This is a genomic window from Leptolyngbya sp. FACHB-671, assembly GCF_014695745.1.
Classification (GTDB): domain Bacteria; phylum Cyanobacteriota; class Cyanobacteriia; order Elainellales; family Elainellaceae; genus JAAUTN01.
The window spans coordinates 41,210-55,868 of sequence record NZ_JACJOV010000088.1; the positions used below are offsets into that span (position 1 = coordinate 41,210).

Annotated in this window: 13 protein-coding genes and 1 rRNA gene; 9 read left to right on the top strand and 5 right to left on the bottom strand. The window is 49.8% G+C overall.

All coding sequences use genetic code 11. The features are described from left to right. Positions 1-14: 14 nt before the first annotated feature. Positions 15-1,172 carry an aromatic ring-hydroxylating dioxygenase subunit alpha gene (locus H6F93_RS11605; RefSeq protein ID WP_190641606.1) on the bottom strand — a complete coding sequence of 386 codons (1,158 nt, stop codon included), beginning with the start codon at positions 1,170-1,172 and terminating at the stop codon, positions 15-17. Between the two features lie 479 nt (positions 1,173-1,651). Between H6F93_RS11605 and H6F93_RS11610 the strand changes: the two genes are divergently transcribed. After that, positions 1,652-2,821, top strand: coding sequence for an MFS transporter (locus tag H6F93_RS11610; protein WP_190680848.1), 1,170 nt, complete (start codon positions 1,652-1,654; stop codon positions 2,819-2,821). 190 nt (positions 2,822-3,011) lie between these two features. On the opposite strand, the gene H6F93_RS11615 is transcribed toward H6F93_RS11610, so the two are convergent. Together H6F93_RS11615 and H6F93_RS11620 are read right to left on the bottom strand one after the other, a co-directional pair. Beyond that, positions 3,012-3,536 (bottom strand): photosystem I reaction center subunit XI, encoded by a 525-nt coding sequence (locus tag H6F93_RS11615; protein ID WP_190680849.1) that lies wholly within the window; start codon positions 3,534-3,536, stop codon positions 3,012-3,014. Between the two features lie 153 nt (positions 3,537-3,689). Beyond that, a complete protein-coding gene (locus H6F93_RS11620) occupies positions 3,690-5,378 on the bottom strand; it encodes a hypothetical protein (RefSeq protein WP_190680851.1) in 1,689 nt (562 codons plus the stop codon). Positions 5,379-5,693: 315 nt separating this feature from the next. Here H6F93_RS11620 and H6F93_RS11625 point away from each other — a divergent pair, with 315 nt between their 5' ends. Both H6F93_RS11625 and H6F93_RS11630 read left to right on the top strand, forming a co-directional pair. Continuing rightward, positions 5,694-6,551 (top strand): DUF2267 domain-containing protein, encoded by an 858-nt coding sequence (locus tag H6F93_RS11625; RefSeq protein WP_190680853.1) that lies wholly within the window; start codon positions 5,694-5,696, stop codon positions 6,549-6,551. 120 nt (positions 6,552-6,671) lie between these two features. Then, a complete protein-coding gene (locus tag H6F93_RS11630; RefSeq protein WP_190680855.1) occupies positions 6,672-7,199 on the top strand; it encodes a DUF2267 domain-containing protein in 528 nt (175 codons plus the stop codon). Between the two features lie 54 nt (positions 7,200-7,253). Here the strand turns inward: H6F93_RS11630 and H6F93_RS11635 are convergent, their stop codons facing one another. Beyond that, positions 7,254-9,836, bottom strand: a complete 2,583-nt coding sequence (locus H6F93_RS11635) for a sigma 54-interacting transcriptional regulator (RefSeq protein WP_190680857.1) — start codon at positions 9,834-9,836, stop codon at positions 7,254-7,256. A 216-nt stretch (positions 9,837-10,052) separates the two neighbouring features. Here H6F93_RS11635 and bchI point away from each other — a divergent pair, with 216 nt between their 5' ends. Then, positions 10,053-11,213 (top strand): magnesium chelatase ATPase subunit I, encoded by a 1,161-nt coding sequence (bchI, locus tag H6F93_RS11640; RefSeq protein WP_190680859.1) that lies wholly within the window; start codon positions 10,053-10,055, stop codon positions 11,211-11,213. Positions 11,214-11,284: 71 nt separating this feature from the next. On the opposite strand, the gene H6F93_RS11645 is transcribed toward bchI, so the two are convergent. Beyond that, positions 11,285-11,782 (bottom strand): crossover junction endodeoxyribonuclease RuvC, encoded by a 498-nt coding sequence (locus H6F93_RS11645; protein ID WP_190680861.1) that lies wholly within the window; start codon positions 11,780-11,782, stop codon positions 11,285-11,287. 107 nt (positions 11,783-11,889) lie between these two features. On the opposite strand from H6F93_RS11645, the gene H6F93_RS11650 reads away from it, so the two are divergent. The 5 genes from H6F93_RS11650 to H6F93_RS11670 all read left to right on the top strand — a co-directional run. After that, positions 11,890-12,474 (top strand): peroxiredoxin family protein, encoded by a 585-nt coding sequence (locus H6F93_RS11650; RefSeq protein ID WP_190680863.1) that lies wholly within the window; start codon positions 11,890-11,892, stop codon positions 12,472-12,474. 428 nt (positions 12,475-12,902) lie between these two features. Next, positions 12,903-13,358 (top strand): DUF4383 domain-containing protein, encoded by a 456-nt coding sequence (locus H6F93_RS11655; protein ID WP_190680865.1) that lies wholly within the window; start codon positions 12,903-12,905, stop codon positions 13,356-13,358. 8 nt (positions 13,359-13,366) lie between these two features. Next, positions 13,367-13,513: a hypothetical protein gene (locus tag H6F93_RS11660; protein WP_190680867.1), complete on the top strand. Its 147-nt coding sequence runs from the start codon at positions 13,367-13,369 to the stop codon at positions 13,511-13,513. Between the two features lie 126 nt (positions 13,514-13,639). Next, the gene (locus tag H6F93_RS11665; RefSeq protein WP_190680869.1) at positions 13,640-14,161 is read left to right on the top strand and encodes a cell division protein SepF; all 522 of its coding nucleotides are present in this window, start codon (positions 13,640-13,642) and stop codon (positions 14,159-14,161) included. A 417-nt stretch (positions 14,162-14,578) separates the two neighbouring features. Next, positions 14,579-14,659, top strand: a 16S ribosomal RNA gene (locus H6F93_RS11670); the annotation flags it as partial.

Genomic DNA, 14,659 nt, shown 5'->3' on the forward strand with positions numbered 1-14,659 from the left:
ATCTTCATCCAAGCTCAATTTTCCGAGGTTTGTTCGGCCTGACCTGAAATCGCCGCTTTGGACAAAGAGATAGACTTGTGGGAATCACCGTTTCGACCACTTTGTAATTGACTGGATGATTGACTTGATTGTTGCATAAATTGCTCATACTGCCGGACGATTAATCGCTGAAGAGCGATGATTGCCGGATTGATCTCGACGTAGCGGCGGTTAGGGTTTTCCAGGTAGATCCGTTGTTCGCTTTCCATCATTTCGATGTCCTGATCGAGGAAGCGTTGCAGCATAAAGTTTTGAATCACCCAACTGAGCAACGATTTGACCGGGCGGGGCAACCACTGAGGCACCTTGACTTTAAAGAAAAATAGAGCGAACGAGCGACTTTCGACTGGGCCAACGGGTAGCCGCATCAGGTAAAGCGCAGAGATTCCTTGGAGCGAACTGGAATAGTGGGGATAGCGATACTGAATTGAGATTGGCAGCGTGGTGACCTCATCAGCGCGATCGCTCAATCCCAAAAATTTTGCCAGTCGCCCTTTATAGGAAACCTGATAATCGGCGCAGATTGCGGATTCTGTCTCTTTCAAGTTCAGCAGCACTGGGTCAAACCAGCCTTGAAGCTCTTGGTGCAAAAAGCCGTGAAACACATCCATCGCGTTCTCGTTACAGATCGAGAAGTGGGCGTTGAAGTGAGCTGTTACAGGCACCATCAACCATTCTGGCTGGTCGTACTCTGGCACTGAAGGAAGAGGATGCGTCTCGGCACGGTGAGGATCACCCGGAAACACCCAGATCAAGCCATATTTCTCTTGCACTGGGTAGCTGCGCGCCTCAGCACAGGGAAGCTTTTGTCCGCTTGGCAGGTAGGGAATGCTAACGCAACTGCCGCTACCATCAAACTCCCAACCGTGATAGCTACAGGCGAGATGCTTACCGTGAACTTTGCCTTTGTGTAGCTCTACACCCCGGTGTGGGCAAGCGTCTTCGAGTGCGTGAAGCTCTCCGTCGGTGTCTCGGTAGATGGCGATCGCCTGCTTCCAGACGACCAGCGGCATCACCTGTCCTGGCTTGAGTTGGTTTGCCCAACCCGCAGGATACCAATGGTTTGCATTGATACCGACTTCCCGGATAATGTTCCGGACGGTCTGCCCCTTCAACGTTGTCGCCAGTTCCATCTATTCTGCTTTCCCCCTGCTACTAACCGCTGTCTAGATATTGAGCTTATATTGCTACTTAGCGATGGATGAATAGAAACGCACTCTAGACTTTTAATCCTTTCATAAGTCAATCTATTCCTCAATACATTGCTGCTTCGGTATTCACCCAAACAGCATGAAAAGTGGTCATTCTTTAGTGCAGATTGTGCCAACTTCCCTAGAATTAGCCAGCTTATAAAGCTATGGCTAGAAAATGTGGACGCCATGTGCAACTTTGTAAAGAGGACGATCTGTGGATCACGTCCTGATTTTGTTTTGCCGGAATTTTTGTGAGGCTGACCCACCTAGTTAGCAGCTTGACAAACTGGCACAGTGTAGAGCGCAGTACCAAGCAGGGTGCGTAAGTCTCGATCTATGTGGTGTTGAGAAGTTTCTGGATTCTAAGTAATTTTATGTTGCCTGTTCGTAAAGCTCCCGCAAGGCCGTTGTCTAAGCTGATGGCTTCAAAGCAACTGCCAAAACTACTGGTGTTGTTGGCTGCGGGCTGCCTGACTACGATGACGGGTGGTATCGTCTCGCCAGTGCTGCCTGAGATTGTGCAGCAGCTTCAGCTTGACCCTCGCTGGGCGGGTTTGTTGGTGAGTATGCACGCGTTGGCGATCGCCGTCTGCACACCGCTGTTTGGCATTCTCTCGGATCGCATTGGCAAGCTCAAGGTGCTGATTCCGGGTCTGGTGCTATATGCAATATTCGGAACTGCTGGAGCCTGGATGCAAAGTTTCCTGCCGCTGCTGGCAACTCGTGCCCTGCTCGGAGCTGCGAGTGGTGCGGTCGCGGCAGCAACCATTGGCTTACTAGGGACGATGTATGAAGGAGACGCGCGATCGCGCATTCTGGGTTATGCCACGAGCGCTATGACTACAGCCAGCATTTTGATTCCGCTGATAGGCGGCTGGGTCGGGCAACATCACTGGCAGTATGCGTTTTATCTTTACGGGTTTGGGTTGCCGTTGGCAGCGATCGCCGCTGTACTGCTAAAGGAAGGGCAATCTGGACAATCTTCCGTTATTCCCGCTAATCAAACCCAACAGCTACTACAAATCTTGCGCCAGCCTCGCACCTTGCAGCTTTATCTAACGCTGGCTCTGGCAGCTTCGGTTGTCTACTCGGTGGTAATCTACACGCCGCTGTATCTGCGTGAAGCAATCGGAGCAACACCTTTACTGAATGGAAGTGTTTTGGCAGTCCGAGCAATTGGAGCGGCGATCGTTTCAGCGCTGCTAGCAAGTCGGTTGGCTAAGGCTATGGGAACAGAGCGGGCGATCGCACTCGGTTTTACGCTGATGTCTCTAACGCTGGCAACGATTCCCTTCCTGGATCAGTTGGAATGGATTATGCCAACAGCCGTCTTATTTGGCATGGGGTTTGGGGTAGTTGTGCCCAACGTTTACGACCATCTAGCAGATCAGGCACCTTCAGAGCTGCGCTCTAGCGTATTAGCGATTGGCACAGGCTGCAACTCGCTCGGACAATTTATCTCACCGTTGGTACTAGGCCCAGTCTGGAAATATGCCGGGTTGCCGCCCGTATTTTACGTTGCTGCCGCAGTTGCCCTGGGAACTGGACTGCTGAACTTGCTCCAACGTCCTCAAGATTCGCACCAATAAGAGTCAGGCTGACGGAACGCATACGGTTACAAGGCTTTTCTGGTTTCCCAATTCCAGCTCAGGAACGAGTCAAAAGAAGCTCCAGCTTCTTGCAATTAGAGACAAGGAAACTAGAGCTTCGAAATGAGCAACTTTCTAGGATGGAGAATTTAGGAAGTTACAAGGACTGAGCAACAAAGCAAGATCAGGGTTAGCTCAGGAAGTTGCTAAAAGATGGAATGATCAGCAGCAGCAGATAAGCAAAAGCTGCACCGCCAATTCCACCAATTAAGAACCCACTCGCATATTCATTCCAACCCTCGGAATGGTTAAAAGCCTCAGGAGGTCTGGGGGTTGTAATGGTTTGAGTTGGGTTGGGCGGGTTGCTGCTGGCATACAGCGACATAGCGAGCGTTGAAATCACGATCAGCCCAACGGTTGAAAGTAGCCCCGACAGGTTAGCAATATCTGTATCACGCAGTGGCCCCAGCTTCGCAAAAGGACCGAGGATCCAATAACCATGAGCCATTCCCACCTCTAAACCTCGTCGCAAGGGAGATAAACCCTTACGGTAGGCAGGCAGGTTGTTAATAAACGCCATTGTAAAGTCTGAAGCATTAATCGGAGTCGCCAGGTTCCCGTTTTGCGGATCGGCAGCAGCATAAACTACTTCCCGATTCCTGGGATCACGAGGACGATCCTTCGACTGGTCTACAGCTTGACTAGGAGATTGCATAACTCATTCAAACCTTCAATAAAGGATGTGGGATTATGCTAGAGATACGCCAGTTGTTCAATCATCACCCCAAGGAAAGACTCTGGCTCAAAAGCGCTCAAACGTCACAATTAGTAACAAGTACCAAAGAGTGCGTCTTCTAGGTTTATCCGTCTATCTAGAGGCGCTGTAGTTCAGGTCAGGAATGAACTCAAAGCCGACGTTGAGTTGAATCGCGCCAGGTTCCCCTTGCTGATTCTCGCTTAGTACCTCTATGTCTGTTCCTTCTAGGAACAGGAGCAAGTCTGGGGCAGCTTGTTCTAGTACCTGCATCAGCTTTGTTTCTAGCTGCTCCAGCGCATCGGGTTGTTCACACCAGTGACTCTGATGAGACTGCACAATCACATTGCGGGCAAGTGGAAAAATGTGCGGTTGGGGAGGCTGTCCGGTCGTTATATCGAGTTGCCAGTCTTGCTCTGGAGTCTTGCTGTTGAGGCTGGCTAACAGACGCAGGGTACCTGTTTCCCAGGGGCATTCGGGTTGAAGCAGATTGACGCGAATGCCACCCATCAGCTGCATCACTTCGTAGGCACCCCGGCTAAAGGACCAGAGCAGTTGGTGAGTTAAGGCGGTCAGTTCAACTTCTTGCTGTAAAGAGTGGCTTGATAGTGCAGGAGAGGTTTGCAGCAGGTCTACCAGGTCGCAGGCATCTTTGACGATCAGCGGAATCAGGCTTTGAGAAGAAAGGTTCCGATTTTTTTCACCTGCCGCTCGGAATGTGGGTAACTGCTGGATGGTACTAGCAAGCTGTTGCTGAAGTAGAACCGTGGAGTATTTTTCTAGCCAACCTGAATGGGTGAATTTGATTTGGAGATGGCTTGAGTCTGAAGAAAGGGTAGAAAGGGGTGCTGTTTCGGTAGTGTTTGGGTGGAAAGGAGCAGGTGCTTCTTCTGCCTCAGAAGCCTCCGCAAAGTCTGCAAAAACGGTCGCGTCCGTTGCGATAAATTCAAACCCAAGCTGAAGTTGGATCAGTCCAGATTGCCAGTTGTGGTTTGGTGCTAAAGCGTCTACTTCAGCGCCTGCAAAAAATTGCCCGATGGAAGAGGTTGTTGCTGTAATGTGTTGAGTCAAATCTGGCAGCAAGCCAGCAAGCCAAGTGGGTTGTTGCCAAGCGCCGTACTGGTCCGACTGAATCATTGTGTCGGATGGGAGCAAAGACTGGTTGACCTGAAAGGTTGCCAGATCTAGGGATGCAGACAGTCCAGGAATTTTGGTGTCTAGCGTCGCAACCAGGCGGATAATTCCAGTGCGCCAACCTTGCCCTAGCTTAAAGGCTTTGGCAGGAATGCCTTCAAGCAGTCGCATTACCTCATGGCTGCTACGAGCAATGCACCAGAGCAGCCAGGGAGCCAGGTCTGAAATCAGAAAGTAGCTTTGCCAGCGATCGCCCCCTTCCACCAAGCCAATAGAGTCTGATTGAGGTGGCTCAAAGTAGTTCTTTTGTATTGCTTCTAGTACATCATAGGCTTCTTCAACCAAATACGGAGCCAAGGCTTCAGGCGTTTGGGGTACATCGGGCGACTCGCCGCTTTTGGGCGATCGCAAATCCTTAATCATGTTTACCAATCGCTGCATTGCCTCCAAAACTTGAGTTGAAGCGACAGGAACAGATGTTGCCTCAAAGGGAGCCTCTTCAGATGAAACATCCTGAGGACCCGCAACTGGTGCAGTCAGCTTCAAAATTGTTTGGCTGATCAGAAACGGAGCAAGCTCAGATTCCTCTTTAGGCTCCTCAATTAAAGGGAGAGCCGATTCTAAAGAATCCTCTGTAGGTGCAGGTTCGGTAGGAATTTCAAAGGACATCAATACAGGCTCGATAGGACAGGCTCGATAGGTTAAAAACCACTCTATGCTTAACCGATTTCACGACTACAAGCAGTGAGATTCAATCAAATGCAACACAGTTCACAGATTTAAGCTCTACCCTCTCCTTCTTTGGGTCTGTGCCCTGTAGCAGATGTCGTTAAGGATCGGACCAGACTATGTTCAATTTTGACAGGGTCAATAAAAATTGAGGATCTGATGATTTCGGATTTGCCCTTTTGAATGGCGATCTCGAAGAGATACCCGCAAGGGGTCGCCACCCTGCTTTAAGTTGAACTCATCGGGAGATTTTTTATGACAATTGCTTTACGAGAAGATGTCGCCTTTATCTTGCTTAAAAAAATTAGCGAAGGAGATACCCAGGCAGAAGGAAAGCACGAAGTAAGGCTAACCCCTGGCGACCTGGCAGGTAGATCAGTAACCGAAACAGATCTGCTCGGGCATCTAGACTACCTAAATCAGAAACACTACATCAACGCCGAATTTAGCGGCAACGCCTACGGCAATCAGGAAGACGTACCCGATGCGCTCAATCCTGGTGAAGTAGATATCCGTATTGCCAATACCTTTGGCGCACCGGATGGACCACTGCCTCACCTGATTGAGTTCAAGCGGGCAGAGCTGACGGACAAGGGACGCAAGCTGCTGGAAAAAATGGAGGCAAATCCGCCTGCAGCCTTGAGCAAAGGACCCTCTGTACCGATTGTCCAGGAGAATATGCCTTTCCTCGAAAAGGTGATGCTGAAGGGCAACCTAGAGGACGTGTTTGACGCAAGAGATGTGTCTGAGGTCGTGTTCCGTACGATGCGCGACATGATGACCACCGAAGCCGCTGACCGAGTCACTTCTGAACTGCACGAAGAAGCTCTGCCAACTGATGACAAAGCCTTGCAAAACGAGGTGGCAGAACTATGGCAAGACACCAATCCAATCGTGCGCTTCCTCAGCAAAATTCGTCCGCCCCTGGAAATCAAGCCTGAGACGTTCCTGTTTCGGATTAACCAGGAAGCGGGCTTGCCTAGAGGTGTAGGACCTGAAACTGCAATTAAGGCAGTTTTTTCAGCCACCAAAGACGAGCTTTCAGAAGAGCGGATTAATGAAGTCGCTAACTTCTTGCCTGGCGAAATCAAGCAAATGTGGCAGGAAGCGTAGCGTCTAACTGTCTAATCGCAACCTAACAATCGCCCTGGCTTTTGCTGGGGCGATTTGCGTTGTCAGGGATAAGGCGTTATGGTGAAGCATGTAAAGAAAAAATAAGTTTTGCAAAGAAATATGAATTCACCATCCACTGGTTTATCTAAAGTTTCAAATTCAACTTCTGAGTCCACTCCAGTTGCAGCAACGTCGTTCCTCAAAAAGGTGATGGTGCGGGGCGAGCTTGAAGATTTGTACGATGCTAGAGACATTGCTGAAGTTGTGTTTCGCACGATGCGCGACATGATGCCTACAGAAGTTTCTGACCGAGTAGCGGCTGAGCTTCAGGGAGAGGCGATCGCGAAGAGATACCCGCAAGGGGTCGCCACCAAAGACAAAGCACTGCAAAACGACGTAGCTGACCTCTGGAGAGATACCAATCCCCTCGTGCGATTCCTTAGCCGCGTTCGTCCACCGCTAGTAATTGAACCGGAGACCTTTCTATTTCGGATTCGCCAGGAAGCAGGCTTGTCTAACGGGGTAGAGCCAGAAGTGGTAATCGCCGCAGTCTTTTCAGCCGTTAAAGCGGAATTGTCTCAGGAGCGAATTGACGAAGTGACCGGCTTCCTTCCCGGAACCATCAAGCAGATGTGGCGACGGGCATAGGCGATCGCATTCCTACCAGCCGACATTTACCAGTTGTCTTTACCAGCCGACGATTTACCAGCCAACAATGATCTTCCACAAAAGCGAACCGATCGCCACGGTCGCTAAATGTTGGGGCAACAGGTTGATCAACGGTTGACGGGCGATTTTCTGAGTCAGGATGATGCTTAGCCAAACAGAAACAATCAGCGTCACGCTCTGTAGAAATGACAGCACGGCGGGATCTGCGACGGCAATCTCGAAGAGATACCCATGAGGGGTCGCCATTCCACTACCGCTATAGCCAAAAGTTGCAAGCGTTACAGGAATTGCCCGTCCTGCTTCATTCAATCCCAACCGCAGATAGTGCGCCAAACTGCCCCCCAGAACCAACGGCAAATACCCGTAAGCCAGTTCCACAAAAGATTTGGGTTTGCAATTGCGGTTGAAGAGGCGAATTAAGAACTGGGCAGTGAGGGCGATCGCCACTGGTACCAACAGCGCCAAAACCGAAACTCCCGCATGGATTCCAAAATTCTCCAGGTCAAGTGCCCAGCCCAAACGAGCTGAGATTTCTGGCAAGCGGTGCAAAAATACAGCGCCAAATAATAGAAACAGCAGGGCGACTTCGTGGCGGGTTGGCTCGTGAGTTGTCCATAACTCAATGCCAGGGGGACGCAGGTTTAGCTCTACTGATCGGTGAGGGCAGGCTTTAAGGCAGGTCATACACAGAACGCAGTCCCGATTTTCCTGGAGTTGGGCCGGGTGAGAATAAATCGGACAGCCGCCTGTTTCCAGTCCTTCACCTTTTTGCGGACCGCCTTTGTAGCACTGATAAGTAGTGCAGGTTGCTGAGCAAATTCCCTGTTGCGCCCGCAACTCAATCATCGAGAGCTTGGCAAACATTCCGTTCATGCCGCCGATCGGACAGAGATAGCGACACCAAAACCGTCGCTCAAACAACAGCGAAAAAATCACTGCTCCTGCGGTAATTAGAAGCAGCAAGCAACCTGATAGGTAAGCAACATTCTCTAGATGCCACAGTTCTTCCCAGAGCAAAATTAGGACAAATAGCCCAAATAGAAACCAGCCGCCCCATTTCTCGGCTTGTTGCCTTGGCCAGGCTTGAAGTTGACGTGGAAAGATCTTGAGTGAAATCGTTTGTGCCAGTTCGCCGTAAATCATGAAGGGGCAAATCGCGCACCAGGTTCGCCCGACAAACGGAAAGCTAACCAAGATTAACGGCCACCACCACGCCCAAAAGAGATTCAGGGCAATGTTTGAATCGCGAGTTTGCGGACCCAAAAACAGCATGGCCACAATGACGGCAAAGAAACCCAAAGTAAAGCCGTAGTTGATTCGGTCGGGCCACCAGGGGCTACGCAAAAACTGGCGCAGTCGCGGATAGCTGTTAAGCAGGTTAAATCGAAATCGTTTGTTTTTGGTACTGGTTGACCAGAATACTTCTTCGGTGAGAACGGGAGCTCGACCCCTTGCGGATATCTCTTCGAGATCGCTCTGAATCAGGGCACGTTCTACCAGGCTTTCCAGTTCAGTCAGGTTGCCTGGGAAGTCATAACCCTGAAGTCGTCGCAGTGCTTCTGGAGCCACCTTGGGTTGAGGTAAGCCTTTGTCGCGGCAAAATAAGCTGATGTAGTATTTCACCTGCGCTTCGATGTCGGCTTTTCGCACTCGCAGCGGCGGCACTTTGATCGAATGCCCAACTAAATTTTTGCGATCGATTTTAGGTAGCGATCGCTCTGTCGTCAGGATGATTCGTACTTCAGACTGTTTTGGGACAGGTTCTTGATCTCCTTCCCGGCTTACAGGTAAATATTCCCCGGTTTTCAACAGGCGAATCAGCTTTTCCTCTAATCCTTGGGGTAGATCCTGGACGTTGTTGAGCATCAGCGTCCCTCTGCCTAACCATTCCAGTAGTCCGGGTTTACCACCCTGGCGACCAAAGAGTTCAGCACCACTGACCTGGATGGTGTCACAGTTGATTTTGATGATAGGTTGGTGGCGATCGCGTGAACCAAAGTGAATCAGCGCTGCCGAATTGTCTTTACCCAACCCCGGTTCACCAAAAATGATCACGGGTTGGCGGTCTGCCGCAGCCTTTTTGATGTCCTGCCGCAGCCGCACCGCATAGCGACTGGAGCCAACAACTCCCCGTCGCACCTTTGGCACAATGTAAGGACGTAACGCTGCCTGCCGCTCTTGCTCAAAGGCAAGCTGAGAGGCAACCTGATCTAACTCAGCCGCCAACTGGCGGGAGAAAGTGCGAGAAATTTCTGGATATTGCTCTACTAATGCTTTGAATGCCTCAGCCGCAACTGTCCACAAAATGCAGTCACTTAGGGTGATTACGGTCTGCTCAGTAGGCTGATCAAGCAGAAGTTCTTTCAGATGTAACACTGTGCCTGGCAGTAGGCTGGTGGCTTTAGCCAGACTATTAGTGCTGGTGTGGTAGCTCTCTAACCGCCCCGATTTGAGAATGTAAAGGGCGGGTGGTGGGGTGTCTTCCAATACCAGGCGGCGATTCTCTTCAAAGGTTTCCTCCTGGATTTCGGCGGCGATCGCCGCCAGCACTTCATCCGATAGCGCCTCTAGCGACGTGTTTTGCCGCAACCACTGCACTTGCTCAGCACTCTGCATCGCTCGTCTCCTAAAGTGACTCTTTCGCCCCGGCCCAGAGGAGATGAAGCCATGAAGCGCTCACCTCTTCAGATTAGGTTGAGACAATCTGGGTAGGGATTAAGTTTACTTAAGCTGCGATCGCATTGAACTTCGACACGACTTAGCTTGAGTGCAAAGAGCGCTTACAATGAGAAACAGTGATTTAATCTTCTGTTAGCAATCTTAGGTAGTCCTGTGAGTCTTACTGCGTCAGCCACCCCTTCACCCAAGTTAGCCGCTCGTCGGGCGGTGTTTCCCTTCACAGCAATCGTCGGTCAAGAGGAAATGAAGCTGGCGTTGCTGTTAAACGTAATTGATCCCAAAATCGGCGGTGTGATGATTATGGGCGATCGCGGCACAGGCAAATCCACTACCATTCGTGCCCTGGCTGACCTGTTGCCCGAAATCGAAGTTGTTGCCGATGATCCCTTCAACAGCCATCCCAGTGACCCTGACTTGATGAGCGATGAAGTGCGCCAGCGGCTTATAGCAGCATCCACCGATCATTCCGACCAGACTAGTGCCGCTAATCTGCCGATTCAGGTGGCGAAAAAGAAAGTACAAATGGTTGATTTGCCGCTGGGTGCAACCGAAGATCGCGTCTGCGGCACGATTGATATTGAGAAAGCACTGGCAGAAGGCGTAAAAGCTTTTGAACCAGGACTGTTAGCTAAAGCCAATCGAGGCATTCTCTACGTCGATGAGGTGAACCTGCTAGACGACCACCTGGTAGACGTATTACTCGACTCTGCCGCCTCCGGGTGGAATACCGTCGAGCGTGAAGGAATCTCGATTCGCCACCCCGCTCGCTTTGTCCTAGTGGGTTCGGGCAATCCCGAAGAAGGCGAACTGCGACCCCAGTTGCTCGATCGCTTTGGAATGCACGCTGAAATTCGTACGGTCAAAGAACCCGCCCTGCGCGTGCAAATCGTAGAACAGCGTTCCGAGTTTGACCAAGACCCACCTACTTTTCTAGAGAAATATCAGCCCCAGCAAGCCGAGCTACAGGAAAAACTGGTCAGTGCTCAAGAACGGCTAAAATCTGTCGCAATGGACTATGAACTGCGGGTCAGAATCTCTCAGGTCTGTGCCGAACTGGATGTAGACGGACTGCGTGGCGACATTGTGACCAACCGTGCTGCGAAGGCGATCGCCGCCCTTGAAGGACGCTCAGAAGTTACCATCGACGATATCCGTCGCGTCATTGGCTTGTGCCTCCGCCATCGTCTCCGCAAAGACCCACTAGAGTCAATTGACTCAGGCTACAAAGTCGATAAAGTATTCGTCCAGGTCTTTGGCATTACAGAAGCCGAAGAGAATCAGACTAATGGAAGCCAGCGCATGAGCGTGCGTTAAACGTATTTGTACCGCGACAATTTTGGTGTGAATGCTTAGCATTCACACCAAAATTGTCGCGGCATCATTAGCTAAGCTACATTCGCCCGTGCGCCGCACTGGGCAGCAAAGGCGATCGCCAACCCATCAGCACTATCATCTGGTGAGGGCGGTTTCTCTAGCCCAAAAATCTGCATGACCGCCTGCTTGACCTCAAACTTGCTGGCTCCATACTGGGCGACTGCTGCTTTCACCTGCGACTGGTGCAGAAACACTAAATCCGTCATTCCCCAGTCACCCAGCGCCAATTCAATCACGCCTAAAGCCCGCATTACCTTCGTAGCGTTGGTGTTTTCCCGTCCAAAAAACGGCATCTCTACCGCCACTAAATCGGGCTTAACCATGTCACACAATTCTCGAATGTCAGCCCGAATCTGACTCAAACGCTCATACATCGGTGCCTTGGCTGGAGTCGTAATCACACCATACTCCAACGCCTGACTACCCCGAATTGCGCCAAAACCAATGCTGGCGATCGCTGGGTCAATTCCTAAAATATTGCAGTTGTTCAGATCAAGCAGTACAGTCATAGGGCAATTGTACTATCAACCTGAACGATAATCTCCTTACAATTCCAACAGCAATCCAAGAGTTAAAAACCGCTGTAAATTAGGTTTAGTTAAGAAAGGCTCAACCCATGCTGACTTCCACCGACTTCAGCGGCTTATTCAACAAACGCTTTTTCAACAACTTCCTACCGATTCCCGCAACCAATCACTTCAATATTGGCACCCTGGCTCCGCCCTTTCAACTGCTCAACGTCACCACTGGGCAGCAGGTCAGGCTAGCAGAGTATACAGGCAATCGTCGTGAAGATGCAGAAGCGCTGAATCGCCCAGTTGTGCTAGCTTTCACCCGCATCTTTACCGAAAAGCAGTACTGTCCCTTCTGCTTTCCCCACATCAAGGCACTGAATGAGGCTTACGAGCAGTTTCAAAGCCGCGGGGTAGAAGTTCTGATGATTACTAGCACAGCCGAGCGACAGAGCAAAATTGTAATCCGTGACTTGCATCTGAAAATGCCGCTGTTGAGCGATCCGGCTTGCCGAGTTTTCAGAGCGTACCAGGTTGGGCAAGCACTCGGTGCACCCCTCCCGGCTCAGTTTGTCCTAGATCGAGCTGGCAAAATTCGCTTCCGGCACCTGTTCTCTTTCTTGGAGCCAAACGCCAGCATCGAGCGGCTACTCTCAGCTATAGATTCTCTACCACCCATCGCCCAATAATTTAAATCAGGTTAATTCCACGCGCTTCTAAAAGAACCTCAATCTATGGACAGGTTCTCTATTATCTTCGTCCAGAAGTGTAAGCCTTGAAAGTTTATTTTGCTTGAAGATTAATAGACTTTTAAGCGATAGAGAACTAGAGCTTTCGTTCACTAAATCACCTTCAGATTCAAAGGCAAATCAATTTAAAACTAACTGCGAAGCTAACAATTTTTGTTGCCTCGTTGTACCTAATTTTTGTTTTTCTCAGACACTACTTCTTTAGATGGAGAATCAAGACTTTAAGCACCTCTATGTTGAAAGAGGAAGCATCAGTTTAGAAACCATAAGCTGAATTTAGATGCAGTTAAATCGGGAAAACGGTGCCCTCAAGCACTCAAAAATCTTTGAAAGCTGACTTAAAAGAATCGAATTTACGAGGTGATTCAATGCAAGTACGTTTTGTTGCCCTAGCTTTGGGCATTCTATTTCTGCTTTTGGGGCTAGCTGGCTTTGTCCCTGCGCTCATGCTAATTCCTGGCGGAGCCACGCCTGATGCTCCTCTTAATATGCCAAATCTCACTTTTAGTGATGGATACGGCTACTTGTTTGGGTTATTTCCTACTAACTATCTGCACAATGCTGTTCGGATTGCAGTTGGTGTTTTAGGTATTGCTTCTTACACCAGCTTTGGTGGAGCAATTTTGTATACTCGCGGTTTTGCGATCGCCTACATCTTGATTGCCCTCATGGGACTATTACCTATTACCAACACCACCTTTGGCGTAATGCCTCTCTATGGCAACAATGTTTGGTTTAACTTGCTAGCCGCCGGGATCGCCGCTTACTTTGGTTTCTTCAAGCCTGTAGATCCAATCGAAACAGGTACCCCTTCCGTTGGCTAATCAACTGCTTGAGCAAGTTTAGTTCTGTCCTAAACAAAAGATGGCGCACCTTAAAGAAGAGTGCGCCATTTGCTTTAAAGCTTTCTGCTTCAGTTACAGATACAGATATAGAAGTGCGGCAAGAATGGCAGCGGGCGATCGCCCTCCTGTGTTGAGTAATCATCGGAGTTGGTGGAGGGGAGCGATCGCCTCTACCAATCTAACCCTCGATCGTGGCGGCACTTCTACTTCTCGGCGTACAATAAGTAGAACATCTGAACTAGTTCAAAAGGCAAGCCGCCATGAACATCTTCCAACGCTTATCAGACGTTTTGGGGCTGGGTGAGCAGGTATACGAGCCGGAATACGAAGAATATGCACCCGAAGCAGTAGCCAGTGGAGTTACTTGGCAAGATGAATATTTCCCTGGCTCGACCACCTCAGTTGCTCCTAACAACGTAGTCGGAATGCCCGGTCGAGAAATCGGGCAACCAGAAATCTTGATGGTCGAACCCCGCTCCTTTGAAGAAATTCCCGAAGTCGTATCAGCCCTCAAAGAACGCAAAACCGTCATCCTCAACGTCAGTCTGATGGATGCAGAAAGCGCTCAGCGAGCGGTAGATTTTGTTGCAGGTGGAGCATACGCGATCGATGGACGGCAAGAGCGCTTAGCAGAGACGGTCTTCCTATTTACCCCTAGCTTCGTGCAGATCAGCAACCAAACCCCAACCGGAGTAGGAACAATTGAATATCCAGCTATCCCCCGTCGTTTAACCCCTACCAGCAGCGATCGGACAGACAGAACTCGAATCATTCAGGGCTAGATTACCCTGCTACCCCGCCTAACCCTTGTAAAACCGTCGCCTCAAAAAAATTTCTGATTTTTCCAAAAATGTTTGACACAATTCCTACTTAGTCTGCTACATTGGATAAGTGCCAAGGAAATGCTCCACATCTAGCGGTTCGGCGGTGAACGTTTACTACATATAGTGGTTTCCACATCTTGTAAGTAAAGTTCGTTTCTGAAAAGAGTCGCTGGCTGCCTAACTAGATTGAGAGCTATCCAAAAGTGTACCCGAACCTAGACAATAAAATAGTTTGAAAGCCAAACATTAAATCTCGTCAAGAAAATAGCAACTTCTAAGACGGTTCGAAATTGAGCCGTTTTAGAAATTTCAAAAACGAAAACCATAACTATCTATTAGTTATGGGAGCCTAACAAATCTCGAATTTGTTTAATTACAATGGAGAGTTTGATCCTGGCTCAGGATGAACGCTGGCGGTATGCTTAACACATGCAAGTCGAACGGAAGTCTTCGGAC

Bases quoted from the DNA above. Each gene is read 5' to 3' on its own strand.
- H6F93_RS11665 (WP_190680869.1), top strand. From the start codon at position 13,640: ATGAACATCTTCCAACGCTTATCAGACGTTTTGGGGCTGGGTGAGCAG.
- H6F93_RS11645 (WP_190680861.1), bottom strand. From the start codon at position 11,782: ATGACTGTACTGCTTGATCTGAACAACTGCAATATTTTAGGAATTGAC.
- H6F93_RS11610 (WP_190680848.1), top strand. From the start codon at position 1,652: ATGGCTTCAAAGCAACTGCCAAAACTACTGGTGTTGTTGGCTGCGGGC.
- H6F93_RS11630 (WP_190680855.1), top strand. From the start codon at position 6,672: ATGAATTCACCATCCACTGGTTTATCTAAAGTTTCAAATTCAACTTCT.
- H6F93_RS11635 (WP_190680857.1), bottom strand. From the start codon at position 9,836: ATGCAGAGTGCTGAGCAAGTGCAGTGGTTGCGGCAAAACACGTCGCTA.
- H6F93_RS11605 (WP_190641606.1), bottom strand. From the start codon at position 1,172: ATGGAACTGGCGACAACGTTGAAGGGGCAGACCGTCCGGAACATTATC.
- H6F93_RS11615 (WP_190680849.1), bottom strand. From the start codon at position 3,536: ATGCAATCTCCTAGTCAAGCTGTAGACCAGTCGAAGGATCGTCCTCGT.
- H6F93_RS11620 (WP_190680851.1), bottom strand. From the start codon at position 5,378: ATGTCCTTTGAAATTCCTACCGAACCTGCACCTACAGAGGATTCTTTA.
- H6F93_RS11625 (WP_190680853.1), top strand. From the start codon at position 5,694: ATGACAATTGCTTTACGAGAAGATGTCGCCTTTATCTTGCTTAAAAAA.
- H6F93_RS11655 (WP_190680865.1), top strand. From the start codon at position 12,903: ATGCAAGTACGTTTTGTTGCCCTAGCTTTGGGCATTCTATTTCTGCTT.
- H6F93_RS11650 (WP_190680863.1), top strand. From the start codon at position 11,890: ATGCTGACTTCCACCGACTTCAGCGGCTTATTCAACAAACGCTTTTTC.